Here is an 18,409-nt window from a genome sequence, read left to right as displayed (position 1 = left end):
CGTGCACATACGCATTCGTGGAACCGCGGCGGCGACCGCCCTCGCCCTGTCCGTCCTACTCCCCGCCACCGGCACGGTCGCGGCCGCTGCCGAAGCCCCGACGGCGACGGGGGAGAGCGGCAGGGTCGGCGTCGAGTACTTCCCCGACCCCAGGGGCGAGGGCGCCCGCACGAACGTCCCGGCGGCCAGCCCGCACACCCAGTCGCCCTCGGCCTCCCGGCAGCGAACGGAGGCAATGGACGGCGAGGTGGTCCCGATCGCCGAGACGGGTCCGACCGCCGACCGCCTGGACGTGACGATCATCGGCGACGGCTACACCGCCGCCCAGCAGGAGGACTTCCTCCAGGACGCCCGCGCGAAGTGGGACGCGGTGACGGACATCGAGCCGTACAAGAGTTACGAGGGCCTCTTCAACGTCTGGGCGGTGCAGGCCGTCTCCCAGGACTCCGGCGTCACGGGCGACCCGACACAGGACGTCACGCGGAACACCGCACTCGGCTCGTACTTCTTCTGCGACGAGATCGAACGACTGATCTGCGTAGACCTCGACAAGACCAAGTCGTACGCCGACAAGGCCCCGGCGACCGACCTGGTGATCGTGGTCTCCAACTCGACCAAGTACGGCGGCGCCGGCTACTCCGGACTCGCGGGCGACTACGGCTACGACGGCGTCTCGACCCTCTCCTCCGACAACGCCCAGTCCACCCTGATAGCGGCCCACGAGATGGCCCACTCCATCGGTCTCCTCGCCGACGAGTACCAGTACGACGGCTACGGCGCCTACCCGGGCGACGAACCGGCGGCGGCCAACGTCTCGAAGCTCACCGCCGACCGGATGGCCACGCAGGGCACCAAGTGGGCCGACTGGCTGGGGGAGACCGACCCGAGCGGCGGCGTGGTCGACACCTTCGAGGGCGGCGACTACTACGAGTACGGCGTCTACCGCCCCACCGCCAACTCCATCATGCGGTCCCTGAACACCGACCAGTTCAACCTCCCCGGCCGCGAGGCGATGATCGCCGGCTTCTACCGCTCGGCGAACGCCCTCACCCCCCTGGCCGACCCCGCGACCCGCACCTCCCGCTTCGCCCGCCTCTCCGTCTCCCTGGCCACCCTGCCCGCCGGCACCCTCGCCCGCCCGCAACTCCGCTGGTACGTCGACGGCCGCGAGGCGAGGCAGGCCCGCGGCAGGACGTCGGTCGTACCGGCGGCCCTCGGAGTCCCGTCGGGCCGCCGGGCCCACACGGTGACGGCCAGGGTGGTGGACAGGACGGCGGCGGTGCGGAGTGCGGAGGTGCGGGGGATTACGTCGAACTCGGTGACGTGGACGGTCAAGGGGTGAGTCGTGGCGAGTAGCCGAGTGTTCGAGACGATCCGGTGGCGTTGCTACGCACGCGTCAACGACCGCCGTGGGGCCGAGCGCGTGGCCGGTCGACTTGCCGCTCGGCTGGACAGGCCCCTGAGGCTCGACACCTACGAGCGGTACTGGAAATACCCCGAGCTTGCCGAACTCCGTCTGGTCTCACCGCTCGAATCGGTCGGCCCGGATGCCGCGCTCCTCGCTGTCCTTGAGAGCGCGTGGCGGATCGCGACACCTTGGGCTCTTGGGGCTCCGGACACGGACGGTGAATTCGAAGGAATCGCTGCGGTGAACACCGGCTCACGCTTCACCGTCCCGGGAGTCGAGTGGATGGAGTTCCACGTCACCGACCGACAGTGACGGAACCCACCGTGCAAACGGGGTGTGCGAGTGCGTTCACGCAGACACGGTCAGCGCGGGGAACACGGTTACCGAACCCTCCTCGTCGCGGGCGATTTCAATCGCCACGTCGGTCGCGCGGCTGTCGACCGCGACGCCGTCGCCCAGCTGACGGATCCGGTGGGCCGCGCGCATCAGGCGATCGACTTCCACGTTCGTGAAGACGGGCCGCCGTCCCTGCGGGCGGGTCAGTTCCAGTGCCGACAGGCGGACCAGAACGCCGGCAAGGCTCGACTCCAGTGCGTCGAGACGCTGCTGGTCGCGCTTGAGGACGCGGGTGAAGCTTTCGAACAGGTTGTTGGGGTCGCTCTGCGCGTGCTCGACGGCCTGCAGGACGACGACTCTCCGCTTCAACGCGATGGCGAGGGTGGCGAGTTCCAGGTGGGCGCGGAAGATGCCGCCATCGTCGTCGATGCCGGGGAACGACTTGGTCAGCGTGCCGAGATCGACGGCTTGGCCCTCGGGCAGCTTGTCGAGTGCGCTCTGCCACTTGGCAAGGCGGCGATCGACCGCGCCCAGCGCAGAGTTGATGGCGTGCACTGCCGAGTCCAGACCCAGCGAGACTCCGGGCCTGCCCTGGTCCAGCAGGATGGCGGTGGCCTTGTCGATGGCGTCCCGGCAGCCGTCGAGCGTGCTGTGCTCTTGTTCGAGTTCCTGCTCCTGCAGTTGTTCCAGCATCTCCGTGATGTGCTCGATGGCCTGCTGACGCTTGCCGTCGGCATGCGCGCTCACCCCCACCGCCACGGCCATGAGGACGAGCGGCGCGGCCACGGTGAGCATCGCGGTGCCGCCGACCGCCACGCCCGCCGTCGCCCCGGCTCCACCGACCGCGCCTGCCGTTGCCGCTTGACCGACCGGTACGAACCGCGCGGCGCCCGCGATCTTTCCCGAAGAGTCCACTAGCGCGCTTCGGATGGCACTGGACGTGCCCTTCGCCACCATCGGGCGAAGACAGCCCTGACCGACCTGGGCGGCGAGCTTCGCCGGAATCACCATGCGGTAGAGGCCCTCGCCGGCAGCTGTCGCCGTTGCCGACGAGGAACTCCGTGCTGATTGCGAGATGAGCTGCGACAGGTGCTGCGCCAAGGGGCTCGCGGCATCGAGTGAGACGCCCCGGCCGCGATCGAGTTCGTCGGGCAGCGGATGTACCTCCAGCGTGGCGATCGGCTCGTCTGCCAGGGCGGCCAGTGCCCCGCGCAGTTCGGCCAGGCGCTCAGCCGTCATGGGCCCGTCTCCGGCCAATGCGGGCACCCGGACATCACCGGTCGCCAGCGTCCACACCGGAACGATTCCCTTGCGGTCGTCAGTCATCGTCTCCCCCTCTTTCTCCAGCGCCAGCCTACGGTCGGGGCCCGACGGGCAGGGCATGAACCTTGCATGTACCCGGGTGCTGAGCGGGGGGGCGGGCCGTGAGGCGGTGCGGCCTCGAATGTGACGGACTCGTGCACAACCTGGACCGGCCCTGCGATGTCGAAGACCACGTGCCGCCCGACTTTCACGAGGGACGAGCGCATTGCACATACAGCAAGGAGACGGCCGGCGATGGTCTCAGTGGGACGTGAAGAAGACACCCGTAAGGTCCAGACGGCCGTGCTGGGCGGACCCGACGGTCATCGCCCCCTCTTCCTCCCGTACGAGAGGCAGGCCGCGGCCCAACTACGACGGGAGCACAGCTCCAACGCCTTCACCTGCGGCACCCTACTCGGGGGGTGCGGCAAGCTCCTCACACTGCGAGCCTGCGACGACAAGAAGTCGCACTTCGCCCACCGCCCGCCCGTCCGGTGCAGCCGCACCGCACTCGGTGACAGCAGCGCCGACCACCTGTACATCGGCGGAGCCATCGACAAGTGGCTCCGCAAGCAGGGTCAGCCGAACGTCAGCGTTCAGTACGTCAAGCAGAAGGGCGCTCGCAGCGACGCGATCGAGGTCCGCTTCGGGTCCAAGAGGAAGCGCCGCCTCATCCACGTGCAGATGGCCCGACGGTCGTTCACGGAGTGGCAGGCCGATGGGGAGCGGCTTGCCGCGCCGGCCGGAAAGCCGTCCACCATCCGCCTGTACGGGCCGGAGAGCCGGCTCGCCCCGTTCGAACTCGAGGTCACCGGATACGCCCTGCGCTTCCGGTGCCGGACCGAGAACGGCACGCGCGTCGTCGACGTCGGAACGCATCCTCCCGGCCACGAGGTCACGTGGACAACGCTCGACAAGTGCCGCCTGGCCCCCGCAGGGATCCTGACTCCCTGGCTCACGGAGACTCCGTACGGGCTGCAGCCGAAAGAGGCCGAGCCTTCGCGGAGCCCGGTCGACCGACCGACCGTCGTCCCCGAACCGGAACCCCCGTCGGACGGATCGCCGGAGCCGCAGGCCGGTCCGCTCACCGGTCCCGTCCTCCCGCTCATGCCGGGGCGTGTCGCCTTCACGGGTGCCACGCTGCTGTCGGAGGCCAACGGTCGCCGTGTCTACGACGTGGACGCGCAGCCACTCGGATCGGCATTGTTCCGCGCTCGGGTGTCCCTCCCGGCGTCGACGCAGATCCTGGTGTCCCAGCACGTGTACGTACTGACGCAGCAAGCCGTAGTGCTCGAAGGCCCTCGGGACACCGGTCCCGCCTCCCGCTGGCGTCTTCGGGCCGAGGGGCTGGTTCGCCTGCCGGTCACGAAGGCGGCGGAATGGGAACTGCTCAAACCGTCCGTGCCCATGGAGAAGGGCCCCGTGAGCGCGGCCACGACATCAGGCCCAGAGCAGAAGTCCGCATCCACAACGCGGGCAGCCGAGCCGGACGCGCAGGAGCTACCGGCCGGGCGCACCCCAGGACCGACGGACGTCGCTCCCGCTCCGGACGACCGTCTCATCGCCGAACTGGGCCGCGTCCTGGTCAGTACCGCCCGCGAGCGCACCACCATCACCTGGTACGAACTGCTCAAGCAGACCGGGACTCTCCCGCGGGAAGTCAGCGAGACGCGTCAGCTACGGCTGCTCACGGCCCTCGACGCACCGCACGCCAAAGCGCGTCGACCGCTGCTGTCCAGCCTGATCACCTTCTCCAAGCAGGCACAACCGAACGACACCCCGCCTCCCTTCTTCCGCCAAGTGCTCCTGGGCCTGGGCTGGCCTCACTGGACCGACGCGGCGGGCGCGGCCGACGTCTGGAGAGACCACAGGCAGCGCCTCCACCGCGCGCATCCCACAGACCGCCGCGTCGACGGCTCCCCCACCCTCAGGACGGCAGCGGCCGTATCCGAGGGACGCCGTCCGGTGCCCCGGCTGGAGCAGGGCGCTCTCGTACCCCTCGCCGCTCAGGTGCGAACCCTCCTCCAGGACGCGGCGCGCGCCGGCACAACGCTCACATGGGGAGATCTGCGCCTACGGCTGGGCGGGGCGCTGCCCTACCTTCACCCCGACGATCAGGGTGAGCTTCTGGTGATGGTCGACCAGCAGACACGGGCGGAGGAACCGCTGCTCGCCGCCCTGGTGACCGGTGCGGACCTGTCGCCGCACGGGCTCTACCGGCACGTCCTCCGCAGTCATGGCCGAGATCGCGTACCTGACGAGTCCCTCGAGACGGACTGGCAGATGGAGGTCTTTCGGCTCTACCAGCTCTGGCGCCATCGCTGACCGCGCCCGTCCGCTCAACGCGGGTGATTCCGCCCGCTCCCCTCCACAGTCCGTACAGGAGTTCATAGTGTCGCCTCGATTCGAGACCGCCCGTTTCCACAGCGCGTCGGGACCGGATTCCCTGTTCACCCGTGTCCGCCACATCTTGCGCGAGCCAGTGGAACTGAAGGCGCACGGCGGGCATGTCACCGAGCGTCTCCGGCAGCGGGGCGCACCGGTCGACGAGCTGACGCACTTCGACCCGGCGAGCTGGAAACTGGTCTCCGCCGAGGTGCGAACCGACACCGGAAAGTGGGTCGCGTCCACGTGGCATGTGCGGGTGGGCACGCGCGACTGGTGGGTCGTCGTCGGTCTCGGCAACGCGCTCGTCACGGTCATCGGTGTGGACCCGTGGCGCAAGGGACAAGGCGAGAGCATTGTCACGGACGGCGCCCTGTACGCGTTCGTCGATGGCGTCAACGGGCGCCTCATGCGTGCCGAAGCGGCGCACTGACGAGGGCGCTGAAAAGGCGGGATTCCGCTGATGCGTACCATGTGCAAGTGCGTATGGATGACTACAGCATCAGGACAGCGACCCGCGCCGACCTGGCCCCCGCCCGAGCCGTCATGCTCGACACCGTCTACCGCGACTTCGGTACCGGCTACGTCCCCCGCTGGCACGGCGACATCATCGACCTCGCCGGGGCCTACGTGGACCCCGCCCGGCACACGCTTCTCGTCGCCGTCGACGCGGGCGGTGAGGTCGTCGCCACCGGTGCCCTCGACTCCCGTGGCCCCGCGCACCCGCCGAATCCCGCGCACGTCGCCGAGCGCTACCCCTCCGGGGTGACCGCGCAGCTGCGGCGCGTCTACGTGCGGCCCGAGCATCGGCGGCGTGGGCTCGCGCGTCGACTTGTCGATGAGTTGATGGCGTTCGCCGTCGCCGACGGGGGATATCGCGCCGTCTACCTGCACACCGACCCCGCCGTGACCGGCGCCGAGCCCTTCTGGCGGTCGCTCGCCAAGGTCGTGCACGACGAGCGGGAGGATGCGGGCGGTGGGCAGGGGATCGTGCACTTCGACGTTCCCCTGGGGTGAGTCAAGGGTGAAAATCGTTTCCATGTAGGCTCCTGTCCTGCGCGCACCGCCGCCCGCCCCCGCCCTCTCCCGCTCCCAGATCGATCCGAGGACCATGCCCTCCCACCGCCGCCCCCGGCTGCTCGCCCCGCTCCTGCTCCTCCCGCTCATATCGAGCTGCTTCGCCTCCGGGAGTGGCACCGCTGACCCCGGGACCGACGGTGGTGGCAAGGGCGGAGACGGGTCCCGGCTCCGTGTCGCGCTCGCTTTTCCGCCCGCCGAGAACCTCTCGCCGTACGGCGCCGACGCCACGCTCCTCAGCCGGCTCGGCGTGACCGAAGGGCTCACCTCGCTCGACGCCAACGGCTCGGCCGCCCCCGCGCTCGCCGAGTCCTGGCGCAGGGACGGGGACAAGGCGTGGGAATTCAGCCTTCGGGACGCGACCTTCCAGGACGGGACCGCCGTCACGCCCGCCGCCGTCGCCGACTCCCTCGCCGAGGCCACCGACGCCGAGCCCGCCCCGGCCGCCCTCGCCGGTGTCTCCCTCACCGCCAAGGGGAGCGGTGAGCGCGTCGTGCGGATCACCACCGACGAGCCCGATCCCGTACTGCCGCTGCGGCTCTCCAGCCCCAGCCTCGCCATCCTGTCCAAGAAGGCGTACGCGAAGGACGGCCGCGTCGACCCCGTCGGCAACGCCACCGGGCCCTTCGAGCTGACCAAGGTCAACGGCGCCACCTCCGCCTCCCTCGACCGGTTCGACGACTACTGGGGCGGACGCGCCCAGGCCTCCGGCATCGACGCCCGCTTCATCGCCGACGGCACCGCCCGCGCCAACGCCCTGCGGACGGGGGAGCTGGACATCGCCGAGGCCGTTCCCGTCGCCCAGGCGGCGAGTCTCGACGAGAAGACGCGGCGCGACACCGCCACCACCCGCTCCACCAGCCTGCTGCTCAACGCCTCGTCCGGCACCTTCAAGGACGCGGGCCTGCGGGCCGCCGCCAGGGCCGGGCTCGACACCTCCGTGTTCGCCAAGGACGTCTACGAGGGGTACGGCGACCCCGGTGCCGGCGTCTACGGGCCCGCCGTGACCTGGGCCGAGGGGAAGCGGACGGCGCCCGTCGGGAGGGCGGACGCCAAGAAGCCGGGCGGCGAGACCATCAAGCTCGCCACCTACGACAACCGGCCCGAGCTGCCCGAGGTCGCCCAGGTCGTCAAGCAGCAGCTGGAGAAGGCCGGGTTCAAGGTCGAGCTCACCGTGCGGGAGTACTCGCGGCTCGAAGGCGACGCCCTCGACGGCAAGTTCGACGCCTTCGTGCTCGCCCGCAACACCCTGCTCGACACCGGCGACCCCGTCGCCGTCCTCGCGAGCGACTACACCTGCGACGGCGGTTACAACATCGCCCAGCTCTGCGACAAGGGCGTCGACCGCGCCGTCGCCGACGCCGAGAAGATCGCCGACACCGCCAAGCGGCAGGACGCCGCCATGGCCGCCGAGGCGCGCATCCTCGGCAGCGACGCCGTCGTCCCGCTCGTCCACCAGCGGATCATCACCGGCGTCGCCGGCCACGTGCAGGGCGTCATCCTCGACCCGTACGAGCGCACCCTCGTCGGCACCGGCACCCGGCGCTGAACCGTGCGGCGGCGGGTGGCCACCCTGGTGTGGCGGGTCGTGCTCGCGGGCGGGCTCGTCTGCGGGATCGGGCTGTTGCCGTGGCTCACCCGCACCGACCCCGCGTACACCGTCCTCAAGGCGCGGTCCGCCGAGCGCGAGCCGACGCCCGAGGTGCTCGCCGACATCCGGCACCAGATCGGGCTCGACGGCGGGCCGCTGCACGTACTCGGCGGCTGGCTCGGGGGGCTGGTGCGCGGTGACGCGGGGGAGTCGTGGATCTCCGGCGGGGACGTGCTGCCCGGTGTGCTCCAGGCGCTTGGTGCCTCGCTCCTGCTCATGGGCGTCGCGTTGCTGGTCGCCGCCGTCACCGCCGGGCTCGTCTGCGCCCGTACGCTCCGGCTGGGCGCCCGGCGGCGGCTCGGCGGGCGGCGCGTCGGCGGGGCCGCGTCCGCGGTCCTCGCCTCGCTGCCCGAGTTCCTCGTCGCGTCCGTGCTCGCCACCGTCGTCGGGGTGCAGCTGGGGTGGCTGCCCGCGCTGGGGTGGTACGGATTCCAGTGGACCGTACTGCCCGCGCTCGCCCTCGGGCTGCCCGCCGGGGCCGTGCTCGGGCGGCTGCTCGACGACCTGCTGCCCGGCGCGTTCGGCGAACCGTGGGCGCTGGCCGCCGCCGCCCGCGGACTGCCCGGACGGTCGATCGCCCGCCAGGCCGTACGGCGGTGCGTGCCCGCGCTGCTGCCCAACCTCGGGCTGTTCGTCGTCGGACTGACCGGCGGTGCCGTCGCCGTCGAGCAGGTCTTCGACATCCCGGGGCTCGGACGCACCACGCTCCAGGCCGCCCTCGCCCAGGACCTCCCCGTCCTCCAGGCCGGCACCCTCGCCCTCGTGCTCCTCGCCGCGCTCGCCACCGGTGCCACGCGGCTCGCGGCCCGCCTGCTCACCGGGCCCGCCCTGCGCGACGGCGCCCTGTCCTCCCTGCACCGGCCCGCCCCGCCGGCCCGGGCACTGCCGCCCCTCCTCTACGCCGCCGTCCTGGCCGCCGTGGTCGGGCTCGGGCTGGCCCGGGACCCGCTGGCCCTCGACACCGGGCAGCGGCTGCGGGCCCCCTCCCTCGACCATCCCTTCGGCACCGACGCCCTCGGCCGCGACCTGCTCGCCCGCGTCGGTCACGGGGCACTGGACACGCTGCTCCTCGCCTCCGCCATCACCGCCGCCGCCCTGCTCGCGGGCGTCCTCCTCGGGCTCGTACCCCGCGTGTCCGCGCCGCTCGTCGACACCGTGAACGCCGTGCCGCCCGTGCTCGTGGCCCTCCTCGTCACCGCCGTCGCGGGCAGCGGAGCGGCCACGCCCGCCCTCGCCGTCGGCGCCGTCGCCTGGGCGCCGCTCGCCACGCACACCGCCGCGCTGCTGCGGCAGGAGCGCGCCACCCTGCACATCACCGCCACCAGAGGGCTGGGCGCGGGGCGCGGGTACCTGCTGCGGCGCGAACTGCTGCCCGCCGTGCTGCCCCCGGTCCTGCGCCACGCCCTGCTCCGGCTGCCCGGCGTCGCCCTCGCCCTGGCCTCGCTCGGCTTCCTCGGGCTCGGCGCCCAGCCGCCGTCGCCCGAGTGGGGACTCCTCCTCGCCGAGAACCAGCCCTACGCCGAGCGCGCCCCCTGGGCCGTCCTCGCCCCCGCCGCCGTCCTCGCCCTGCTCGGCGCGCTGGCCGTCACCGCGGCCGGAGGGCTGCGCCGGCCCCGCCCTACTCGTTCGGCGGCCGTCGCGGGTGAGCGGCCCGCCGGGAGGAAGGAACCGGCCGTACTCCGATGATCTCCCTCTCCAGCCGCCGGGCACCCCGGGCGGCCACCGGCCGGGGTACCCCGCTCTCCCCGCTGCTGCGGCTGCTCGTCCTCACCCAGCTCGCCTTCAACATCGGGTTCTTCGCCGTCCTGCCCTTCCTCGCCGAGCACCTGGGGCGGTCCGTCGGCATGGCGGGGTGGCTGGTCGGGTTCGTGCTCGGGCTGCGGACCTTCAGCCAGCAGGGGCTGTTCGTGGTCGGCGGGGCGCTCGCCGACCGGTACGGCATCCGGCCCGTGGTGCTCGCCGGGTGCGTGCTGCGGATCGCCGGGTTCGCGTGGCTCGGGTTCGCCGAGCGGACCTGGGCCGTGGTCGGCGCGGTGCTGCTCATCGGGTTCGCCGCCGCGCTGTTCTCGCCCGCCGTCGAGTCCGAGGTCGCCCGCCAGGCCGTGGTGTGGGAGGCGGAGGGGAACGGGGACCGGACGCGGGTGCTCGCGCTGTTCACCGTCGCCGGGCAGGCGGGGGCGTTCGTCGGGCCGCTGCTGGGTGCCCTGCTGCTCGCGGTCGACTTCCGTACGGCATGTCTCGCCGGGGCCGGCGTCTTCGTGCTCGTCCTCGCCGGGCACGCGTGGCTGCTGCCGCAGCACATTCCCGGGCGGGCACGCGTCCGGTTCGGCGGCGGCGCGCGGCTGCTCCTGCGCAACCGCCGCTTCCTCGCGCTGTGCTGCGCGTACGGCGCCTATCTGCTCGCCTACAACCAGCTCTACCTCGCCCTGCCCGCCGAGGTGGAGCGGGCCGTCGGTTCGCAGGCGCCGCTGGCCTGGCTGTTCGCGCTCTCCTCGCTGCTCGTGGTGGGCGCGCAGTTGCCGGTGACCCGGTGGGCGGGGGAGCGGCTGGCGCCGCGCCGGTCGATGGTGGCGGGGCTCGGGCTGATCGCGGCCGGGTTCGCCGCCGTCGCGCTCGCCCGGCCCGCCGGGTGGACGGGGGTGGGCGGTCTGGCGCCCGCCGCCGGGTTCGTCGTCCTGCTCACCCTCGGGCAGATGCTGGTCGCGCCCGTCGCCCGCGCCTGGGTGCCGGACCTCGCCGAGGACGGGCGGCTCGGGCTGTACACGGGGGCACTGTCCTCGGTGTCCGGCCTCATCGTCCTCGCGGGCAGCTCCGCGACCAGCCTTCTGCTGGACTCGGGGCTGGACACGGGGTTGTCGGCCACGGTCCCGTGGCTGGTGCTGGCCGCCGTACCGCTGGCCGCGGTGGTGTTGTTGCCCCGGCGGGACTGAGTCCTGGGGCCGGGGGCGGCGTGGACGGGTACGACACACGCTCGGACCCGGCTCTCACCGCGCCGCGAATTCTCCAACCGTCCGCCGCACGGGCGTCCGTGTCGTGGCGACGGGCGATGTGGTCCTGCGCCGACGGGGCTCGGGGCTGAGTCCCGCGTTCGGGCGTGGAGCGGGCACCGGGCCCTCAGCGCGCCGCCAGCTCCGGTACCGCGCGCCGCACAGGCGTCCGTACCGCCCGCGTACTGCGCCACAGCCACAGCACGTCCCGGCCGAACGACCAGACCAGGAGGCCCAGGGCCAGCGCCACCACCCCCGCGTTCACCGGGCGCGGCAGCAGGTCCGCGCCCGCCACCAGGAGGAGTACGCCCTGGAGCGCGGCCACCGTCTTGCGGGCCGTGCTCGGGGGCAGCGGGGCGGTCAGCCACGGCCACACCCGGGCCGCGGCGACGAACACGTAGCGCATGGCGCCGATCAGCAGCACCCACGGGCCCAGGTCCATCGCGACGTACACGCTGAGGACCAGGATGAGGAACGCGTCGACCTCCATGTCGAAGCGGGCCCCCAGCTGCGAGGATGTACCGGTGCGGCGCGCCACCTTCCCGTCCACGCCGTCCAGGATCAGAGCCACGGCGGTGAGGCCGACGAGGAGGGAGACGGGCGGCGCGCTGCGGAAGGAGTCCGCGACCAGCGCCGTCACCCCGCCGACCAGCGTGGCCCGGCCGAGGGTGACCCGGTTGGCCGGGCCGAACGACGCCGGCCGGGACCGGTGCAGGGCCCGTGCCAGCACCGCCCAGGTCGCGAACGCGAAGGCGAGGCCGGTCAGCCAGCCCGCCGTGCCCATCCCGATCGCCGTGCCGAGCAGCGCCAGCAGCAGGATCTGCGCGCCCGCCCCCACCGCGGTCTCCTGCTGAACAGGCCTCGCGTCATATGCGTCGTACGTGTTGTTCAGGGCCACCGAACACCCTCCGGCCGTGTGACAGAGTCGATCAACGCCGCTACCTTGTGCGCGGCTGTGCATCCCTCGGTACGTGGGCGGCTTCCCGATCGTTCAGGAGGACATCCGATGACACGCAGGGCACGCGCGTTCTGGCTCGACGCGCCCGGCCGGGGCACGATTCGCGAGGTGGAGCTGCCGGAACCCGGTGCGGACGAGGTGCTGGTGCGCACCCTCCACAGCGGTGTGAGCCGGGGCACCGAGACCCTCGTCTTCGCCGGCCGGGTGCCGGAGAACCAGTACGCGGCGATGCGCGCGCCGTTCCAGGAGGGCGACTTCCCCGGACCGGTGAAGTACGGCTACCTCAACGTCGGCGTGGTCGAGGAGGGACCGGACGCGCTCGTCGGGCGTACCGTCTTCTGCCTCTACCCGCACCAGACGCGCTACGTCGTCCCCGCCGCCGCCGTCACGCCCGTGCCGCCGGCGGTCCCCGCCGAGCGGGCCGTGCTCGCCGGCACCGTGGAGACCGCCGTCAACGCCCTCTGGGACGCGGCGCCCCTGGTCGGCGACCGCGTCGCGGTCGTCGGTGGCGGCATGGTCGGCTGCTCGGTGGCGGCCCTGCTGGCCCGCTTCCCCGGCGTCCGGGTCGAACTGGTCGACGCCGACCCGGCCCGCGCGAAGGTCGCCGAGGCGCTCGGCGTGGGCTTCGCGTCCCCGGCCGACGCGCTCGGCGACCGCGACCTGGTCGTACACGCCAGCGCCACCGAAGCCGGGCTCGCCCGGTCACTGGAGCTGCTGCGCCCCGAGGGCACCGTCCTCGAACTGAGCTGGTACGGCGACCGGCGCGTCGCCCTCCCGCTCGGCGAGGCCTTCCACTCCCGGCGCCTGACCCTGCGCAGCAGCCAGGTCGGCACCGTCTCCCCGGCCCGCGGCGCCACCCGCACCTACGCCGACCGGCTCGCCCTCGCCCTCGACCTGCTCGCCGACCCGGCACTGGACGCCCTCGTCACCGGCGAGTCCGCGTTCGCCGAACTCCCCGACGTACTGCCCCGGCTGGCCTCCGGCGAGATCCCCGCCCTGTGCCACCGCATCCGGTACGACCAGGAGGGCGTCGGCGCCTGACCTTCGGCCCGGCCCCGCCCGACCTCGCCTGACCTTGAGAAAAGACGTACGGGCCGCTGAACAAGGGAAGACCTCCAGCCGTAATAGACGGCACCCCGCGCAGCGATCGGCGGGGGATCAGACGTGCCACACCTGGAGGGTCGTCCGTTGTTCAGCATCACCGTCCGCGATCACATCATGATCGCCCACAGCTTCCGCGGCGACGTCTTCGGGCCCGCACAGCGCCTGCACGGAGCGACGTTCCTGGTGGACGCCACCTTCCGGCGCGAGCAGCTGGACGAGGACAACATCGTCGTCGACATCGGACTGGCCACCCGCGAACTGGGCGCCGTCGTCAGCGAGCTGAACTACCGCAACCTCGACAACGAACCCGACTTCGCCGGCGTCAACACCTCCACCGAGTTCCTGGCCAAGGTCGTCGCCGACCGGCTCGCCGAACGCGTCCACAAGGGCGCCCTCGGCGAGGGGGCCAAGGGCCTGGCCGGTCTCACCGTGACCCTGCACGAGTCGCACGTCGCCTGGGCGAGTTACGAGCGTGCGCTGTGACCGACACCTCCGTCGAGGCGGCGGGGCGCACCCGCCTCACCTACGTCCCCACCCAGATCCCCTCCCACATCGCCGCGCGGGCCGCGTCCGGGAGGAACGACGGGATCATCCCCATGTCCCTGCGCTCCGTGCACTTCGTCGTACCGGGCGGGATCGACGATCCGGCCGCGCCGAGCGGCGGCAACGCCTACGACCGGCGGGTGCGGCTCGACCTGCCCGGTTTCGGCTGGCGGGTACGGGGGCTGCCCGTCGACGGTGACTGGCCCCGGCCGGACGACACCGCCCGCGCGGAACTCGCGCGCGTCCTGCGCCGGTTGCCGGACGGCGCGGTCGTCCTCCTGGACGGCCTGGTCGCCTGCGGGGTGCCGGAGATCGTCGTCCCGGAGGCCGAGCGGCTGCGCATGGCCATCCTCGTCCACCTTCCGCTCGGCGACGAGACCGGCCTCGACCCCGCCGTCGCGGCCGAACTGGACGCCCGCGAGCGCGCGGTGCTGCGGGCCGTGCCGGCCGTCGTCGCCACCAGCGACTGGGCGGTGCGGCGGCTCGTCTCCCACCACGGCCTCGACCCGGGCCGCGTCCACGTCGCCGCGCCCGGCGCCGACATCGCGCCCCTCGCGCCCGGCACCGACGGCGTCTCCCGGCTGGTGTGCGTCGCCGCCGTCACCCCGCGCAAGGGCCAGCACCGGCTGGTCGAGGCCCTGGCGGCGGTGTCCGACCTGCCGTGGACCTGCGTGTGCGTCGGCGGCCTCGGCCACGACCCCGAGTACGTCGAACAGTTGAGGGACCTCGTCGCGCGGCACGGCTTGACGGACCGGCTGGTGCTCGCCGGCCCCAGGGCGGGCGCCGAACTGGACGCCACCTACGCCACCGCCGACCTGATGGTCCTCACCTCGTACGCCGAGACGTACGGCATGGCGGTGACCGAGGCCCTCGCGCGCGGTATCCCCGTGCTCGCCACGGACGTCGGCGGCCTCCCGGAGGCGGTCGGGCGCGCGCCCGACGGAGGGGTGCCCGGCATCCTCGTCCCGCCGGAGGACCCGGCCGCGCTCGCCGCCGAGCTGCGCGGCTGGTTCGGCGAGGCGGACGTGCGACGCCGGCTGAAGAGCGCCGCCCGGGGCCGCCGCGCCGCGCTGAACGGCTGGGCGAGCACGGCCCAGAGCCTGGCCGGCGTACTGCACCGGCTGCCCGGCGAACCCGGGGGGACGGCGTGAGCGAGTCCACGACCGGCGTCATCCCCGGCGCGGGCCCGACCGGCGGGTCCACGGCCCGGCCCACCGAGTCCGCTCCCACCGCCGCCCTCGCCCCGGCCGAACGCGCCACCCTGCGCCTGCGCGAGGCCCCCGCGCCCGACGACCCGCCGCGCTACGCGCCCGAATGGCTGCGGCTGCGCGAGCCCGCCGACGCCGCCGCGCGCGCGTACGACCTGCTCGACCCGCTCCGGACCCACCTCGCGGGACCGCCGGGGCGGACCGGCGGACTGGTCGTGCACGACCTGGGCTGCGGCACCGGCTCGATGGGACGCTGGCTCGCCCCGCGGCTCGACGGCGCCCAGCACTGGGTGCTGCACGACCGCGACCCCTACCTGCTGCACTTCGCCGCCGCCGGCGCCCCGCGCTCGGCCGCCGACGGCAGCCGCGTCACCGTCGAGACGCTGCGCGGGGACCTCGCCCGCCTCACCCCGGACGCGCTGTCCGGCGCCCACCTGGTGACGGCGTCCGCGCTCCTCGACGTCCTGACCGCCGAGGAGGTCGGCACCCTCGCCGCCGCCTGTGCCGCGGCCGGCTGCGCGGCCCTGCTGACCCTGTCCGTCGCCGGACGCGTCGACCTCACCCCCGCGCACCCCCTGGACGCCGAGATCGCCGAGGCGTTCAACGACCACCAGGGGCGCACCGGCCTGCTTGGCCCGGACGCGGTCACCGCGGCGCGGGACGCCTTCGCCGCGCACGGTGCCACGGTGCGGGCGCACCCCAGCCCCTGGCGGCTGGGCCCCGACGAGGCCGCACTCACCGCGCAGTGGCTGCGGGGGTGGGTCGGCGCGGCCGTGGAACAGCGCCCCGAGCTGCGCGAACGGGCCGAGGCGTACCTGGACGAGCGCCTCGCCGCCTGTGGGGACGGCACCCTGCGCGTGGTGGTCCACCACACCGACCTGCTGGCGCTGTGCCGGCCGACGGGCGGGGCCTCGTGAGCGCTCCGGCCGTACCGGCGGATCTGCGTCGCACCGCGCCCCCGGCGGACGCCGTCGGCGACACCCCGCCGCCCGCCCCCGCCAGCCGCTCCCTGCGCGCCCACCTCGGGACCCTGGCGGGCACCGCCATCCTCGGCGTCCTCCTGTGGCGGATGGGAACCGGCGTCTTCCTGGACGGGCTGCGCCGGATCGACGCGCCGACCGTGCTCGCGGCGCTCGGCATCGGGCTGGTCACCACCGTGTTCAGCGCCTGGCGCTGGGCCCTGGTGGCCCGGGGACTGCGCATCCGGCTGCCCCTCGGACCGGCCGTCGCGGACTACTACCGCGCCCTGTTCCTCAACGCCGCCCTCCCCGGCGGCGTCCTGGGCGACGTGCACCGCGCGGTGCACCACGGGCGGAGCGCCGGCGACCTTGGGCGCGGCGTGCGGGCCGTCGTCCTCGAACGGGTCGCCGGACAGCTCGCGCTGATCGGTGTCGGCGTCGTCGTGCTGCTCACGCTGCCCTCCCCGGTGCTGGGCGAGGCCCGGCGCGCCGCCCCGCTCGTCACCCTGGCCGTGCTGGGCGCGCTGGCCGTGATCGTCGCCCTGCGCATGAACCGGGCTCCGGCGCGCGGCGGGCGGGTCCTGCGGGCGACGCTCGGCGAGGCGCGCCAAGGGCTGCTGTCCCGGCGGAACCTGCCGGGCGTCGCGGTGTCGTCCGCCGTCGTACTCGCCGGGCACCTGGTGATGTTCGGGCTCGCCGCCCGGGTGGCCGGCAGCGGCGCCACCGTCGCCGAACTCACCCCGCTGGCCGTGCTGGCGCTGCTCGCCATGGGGCTGCCGCTGAACGTCGGCGGCTGGGGCCCTCGCGAGGGCGTCACCGCCTGGGCGTTCGGCGCGGCCGGGCTCGGCGCGGGCACCGGGCTGGGCGTGGCCGTGGTGTACGGGGTGCTCAGCTTCGTGGCGAGCCTGCCCGGTGTCGTCGTCCTCGTCGTCCGCCGGTTCGCGCGCCCCGACGGCTCCTACCGGCGCCCCGGCCTCTTCCCGGCTGCCGGATCGGCGGTCGGATCGGCGGTCAGGAAAGAGAAATACGTCCCGAAGGAATCCGCGAGGCTCGCCAGCAGTTCCTTCCCCTTTTCCGCCGAACCCAGCGAAGGGCGCCCGATGACACCGGAATCGGTATAGGCGGACATGCCGAGGGAGAGCAGATGACGTCGGTCGTCAGCGACGAAGTCGGCGGTCTCGTAACCGGGCCGGACCGATTCGGGGTGCGCGTGCAGAAGAATGGAGGTCTCGATTTCCCCCGCGTGCATGTCGGAGAGCAGCGAGGTGGCCACCCGCGCCCGCTGCCGCGCCGCCTCCCAGTCCTCCGCGGCCGGGAACAGCGCCATCCGCTCGCCGCGCGCGGAGGATTCCTGGACGACGTTGCCCAGTACGTAGTTGCCGCCGTGCCCGTTGACCACGACCAGGGCCTCGACACCGGAGCGGCGCAGCGAGGAGGCTATGTCCCCGACCACCGCGTGGAGGGTGACCGAGGAGATGCTGACGGTTCCCGGCCAGTCCGCGTGCTCGTGCGAGCAGCCGATGGTCACCGGCGGGAGCAGGTGCACCGGGTACGCGGCGGCGATCTCCCGGGCGACGGCGCAGGCGACGAGCGTGTCGGTCGCCAGCGGCAGGTACGGGCCGTGCTGCTCGAAGCTGCCCACCGGCAACACCGCCACCTGCCGGGGCAGTTCGGCGCCCCGCCTGCGCACGTCCTCCGAGGTGTCCGCCGGCACAAGTGAAGCATCCATTCCCGCACGGCCTTTCGTGTCTGTTGGGCAACCTGTTGAGAGATCTGCTGAGAGATCCGCTGAGAGATCTGTTGAGGAACGCGAGAATCATGACAGAAAAAATTGGTGTACTCGGCAAGAAGGCATCGCAGCGCACGGACGTGGAACGCGTCGTGGTGACGCCACTGCCCACCGTGTACGGGGAATTCCGGGCTTTCGGCTATTTCGACCACGAGCGCGGCGACGAGCAAGTGGCGCTCGTGTACGGCGACCTGGGCGCCGAGGGTGTGCTCACCCGGCTGCACTCGGAATGCCTCACGGGCGACGCCTTCGGCTCCCAGCACTGCGAGTGCGGTGACCAACTGGCCTCCGCGCTGCGCTCGGTGGTGGCCGCGGGCAGCGGGGTCGTCGTCTACCTGCGCGGCCACGAGGGACGCGGCATCGGGCTGCTCGCCAAGCTCCGCGCGATGGCGTTGCAGGCGGAGGGCCTGGACACGGTGGAGGCGAACCTCGCCCTGGGCCTGCCCGTGGACGCCCGGGACTACGGCGTCGCCGCCCGCATCCTGGGCGACCTCGGGGTGCGGTCGGTGCGCCTGATGTCCAACAACCCCCGCAAGCGCGAGGCGTTGGTGCGGCACGGCATCCAGGTCGCCGAAGAGGTGCCGCTGCTGATCCCGCCGTGCGAGAGCAACATCACCTATCTGCGGACGAAGCGGGAGCGCCTCGACCACCACCTGCCCCACCTGGACGCGCTGGCCCACCTGACGTCCTGAGCCCGGTGGC

The 18,409-nt window shown here is 73.2% G+C and carries 16 protein-coding genes and 1 pseudogene; 14 read left to right on the top strand and 3 right to left on the bottom strand.

Annotation, left to right across the window (positions count from 1 at the left end):
* Position 1 precedes the first annotated feature (1 nt).
* Together ACZ67M_RS07320 and ACZ67M_RS07315 are read left to right on the top strand one after the other, a co-directional pair.
* Positions 2 to 1,342, top strand: coding sequence for a M64 family metallopeptidase (locus ACZ67M_RS07320; RefSeq protein ID WP_469849938.1), 1,341 nt, complete (start codon positions 2 to 4; stop codon positions 1,340 to 1,342).
* A gap of 18 nt (positions 1,343 to 1,360) precedes the next feature.
* On the top strand, positions 1,361 to 1,720 hold the full coding sequence (locus tag ACZ67M_RS07315; protein ID WP_469849937.1) for a hypothetical protein: 360 nt from the start codon (positions 1,361 to 1,363) through the stop codon (positions 1,718 to 1,720).
* A gap of 36 nt (positions 1,721 to 1,756) precedes the next feature.
* Here ACZ67M_RS07315 and ACZ67M_RS07310 read toward each other — a convergent pair whose 3' ends face one another.
* Positions 1,757 to 3,070 carry a hypothetical protein gene (locus ACZ67M_RS07310; protein WP_469849935.1) on the bottom strand — a complete coding sequence of 438 codons (1,314 nt, stop codon included), beginning with the start codon at positions 3,068 to 3,070 and terminating at the stop codon, positions 1,757 to 1,759.
* Between the two features lie 231 nt (positions 3,071 to 3,301).
* On the opposite strand from ACZ67M_RS07310, the gene ACZ67M_RS07305 reads away from it, so the two are divergent.
* The 6 genes from ACZ67M_RS07305 (at position 3,302) to ACZ67M_RS07280 (ending at position 11,089) form a co-directional block, all read left to right on the top strand.
* Positions 3,302 to 5,371 carry a competence protein CoiA family protein gene (locus ACZ67M_RS07305; RefSeq protein ID WP_469849934.1) on the top strand — a complete coding sequence of 690 codons (2,070 nt, stop codon included), beginning with the start codon at positions 3,302 to 3,304 and terminating at the stop codon, positions 5,369 to 5,371.
* Positions 5,372 to 5,438: 67 nt separating this feature from the next.
* Complete coding sequence (locus ACZ67M_RS07300; protein ID WP_385793425.1) at positions 5,439 to 5,864, top strand: hypothetical protein; 426 nt, start codon at positions 5,439 to 5,441, stop codon at positions 5,862 to 5,864.
* A gap of 53 nt (positions 5,865 to 5,917) precedes the next feature.
* A complete protein-coding gene (locus ACZ67M_RS07295; RefSeq protein ID WP_469850687.1) occupies positions 5,918 to 6,448 on the top strand; it encodes a GNAT family N-acetyltransferase in 531 nt (176 codons plus the stop codon).
* A 94-nt stretch (positions 6,449 to 6,542) separates the two neighbouring features.
* Positions 6,543 to 8,057 (top strand): ABC transporter substrate-binding protein, encoded by a 1,515-nt coding sequence (locus ACZ67M_RS07290; RefSeq protein WP_469849932.1) that lies wholly within the window; start codon positions 6,543 to 6,545, stop codon positions 8,055 to 8,057.
* A 3-nt stretch (positions 8,058 to 8,060) separates the two neighbouring features.
* Complete coding sequence (locus ACZ67M_RS07285; RefSeq protein ID WP_392013396.1) at positions 8,061 to 9,845, top strand: ABC transporter permease subunit; 1,785 nt, start codon at positions 8,061 to 8,063, stop codon at positions 9,843 to 9,845.
* Positions 9,842 to 11,089 carry an MFS transporter gene (locus ACZ67M_RS07280; RefSeq protein WP_469849931.1) on the top strand — a complete coding sequence of 416 codons (1,248 nt, stop codon included), beginning with the start codon at positions 9,842 to 9,844 and terminating at the stop codon, positions 11,087 to 11,089. Before ACZ67M_RS07285 ends, ACZ67M_RS07280 begins: the two co-directional genes overlap by 4 nt.
* 184 nt (positions 11,090 to 11,273) lie before the next feature.
* Here ACZ67M_RS07280 and ACZ67M_RS07275 read toward each other — a convergent pair whose 3' ends face one another.
* The gene (locus ACZ67M_RS07275) at positions 11,274 to 12,044 is read right to left on the bottom strand and encodes a CDP-alcohol phosphatidyltransferase family protein (protein WP_451856615.1); all 771 of its coding nucleotides are present in this window, start codon (positions 12,042 to 12,044) and stop codon (positions 11,274 to 11,276) included.
* 108 nt (positions 12,045 to 12,152) lie between these two features.
* Between ACZ67M_RS07275 and ACZ67M_RS07270 the strand changes: the two genes are divergently transcribed.
* The 5 genes and pseudogenes from ACZ67M_RS07270 to ACZ67M_RS07250 all read left to right on the top strand — a co-directional run.
* Positions 12,153 to 13,145 (top strand): zinc-dependent alcohol dehydrogenase, encoded by a 993-nt coding sequence (locus ACZ67M_RS07270; RefSeq protein WP_469849928.1) that lies wholly within the window; start codon positions 12,153 to 12,155, stop codon positions 13,143 to 13,145.
* Positions 13,146 to 13,292: 147 nt separating this feature from the next.
* Complete coding sequence (locus ACZ67M_RS07265; RefSeq protein WP_122619063.1) at positions 13,293 to 13,691, top strand: 6-pyruvoyl trahydropterin synthase family protein; 399 nt, start codon at positions 13,293 to 13,295, stop codon at positions 13,689 to 13,691.
* Entirely contained in the window at positions 13,688 to 14,902 is a 1,215-nt protein-coding gene (locus tag ACZ67M_RS07260; RefSeq protein ID WP_392013388.1) for a glycosyltransferase family 4 protein, read from the top strand. The genes ACZ67M_RS07265 and ACZ67M_RS07260 overlap by 4 nt, the downstream gene beginning before the upstream one ends.
* Entirely contained in the window at positions 14,899 to 15,876 is a 978-nt protein-coding gene (locus tag ACZ67M_RS07255) for an SAM-dependent methyltransferase (protein WP_469849927.1), read from the top strand. Before ACZ67M_RS07260 ends, ACZ67M_RS07255 begins: the two co-directional genes overlap by 4 nt.
* A gap of 152 nt (positions 15,877 to 16,028) precedes the next feature.
* Positions 16,029 to 16,772, top strand: a pseudogene (locus ACZ67M_RS07250) (lysylphosphatidylglycerol synthase transmembrane domain-containing protein); the annotation flags it as partial.
* A gap of 104 nt (positions 16,773 to 16,876) precedes the next feature.
* Here ACZ67M_RS07250 and ACZ67M_RS07245 read toward each other — a convergent pair.
* Complete coding sequence (locus ACZ67M_RS07245) at positions 16,877 to 17,647, bottom strand: creatininase family protein (RefSeq protein WP_469849926.1); 771 nt, start codon at positions 17,645 to 17,647, stop codon at positions 16,877 to 16,879.
* Positions 17,648 to 17,736: 89 nt separating this feature from the next.
* Here ACZ67M_RS07245 and ribA point away from each other — a divergent pair, with 89 nt between their 5' ends.
* Positions 17,737 to 18,399, top strand: coding sequence for a GTP cyclohydrolase II (gene ribA, locus ACZ67M_RS07240; RefSeq protein WP_361365143.1), 663 nt, complete (start codon positions 17,737 to 17,739; stop codon positions 18,397 to 18,399).
* The last annotated feature ends 10 nt before the right edge of the window (positions 18,400 to 18,409 follow it).

This window comes from Streptomyces sp. NPDC107500 (assembly GCF_055582785.1).
The sequence above is the reverse complement of the archived record's forward strand: the minus strand, read 5'-3'. Positions and strand labels throughout refer to the sequence as shown.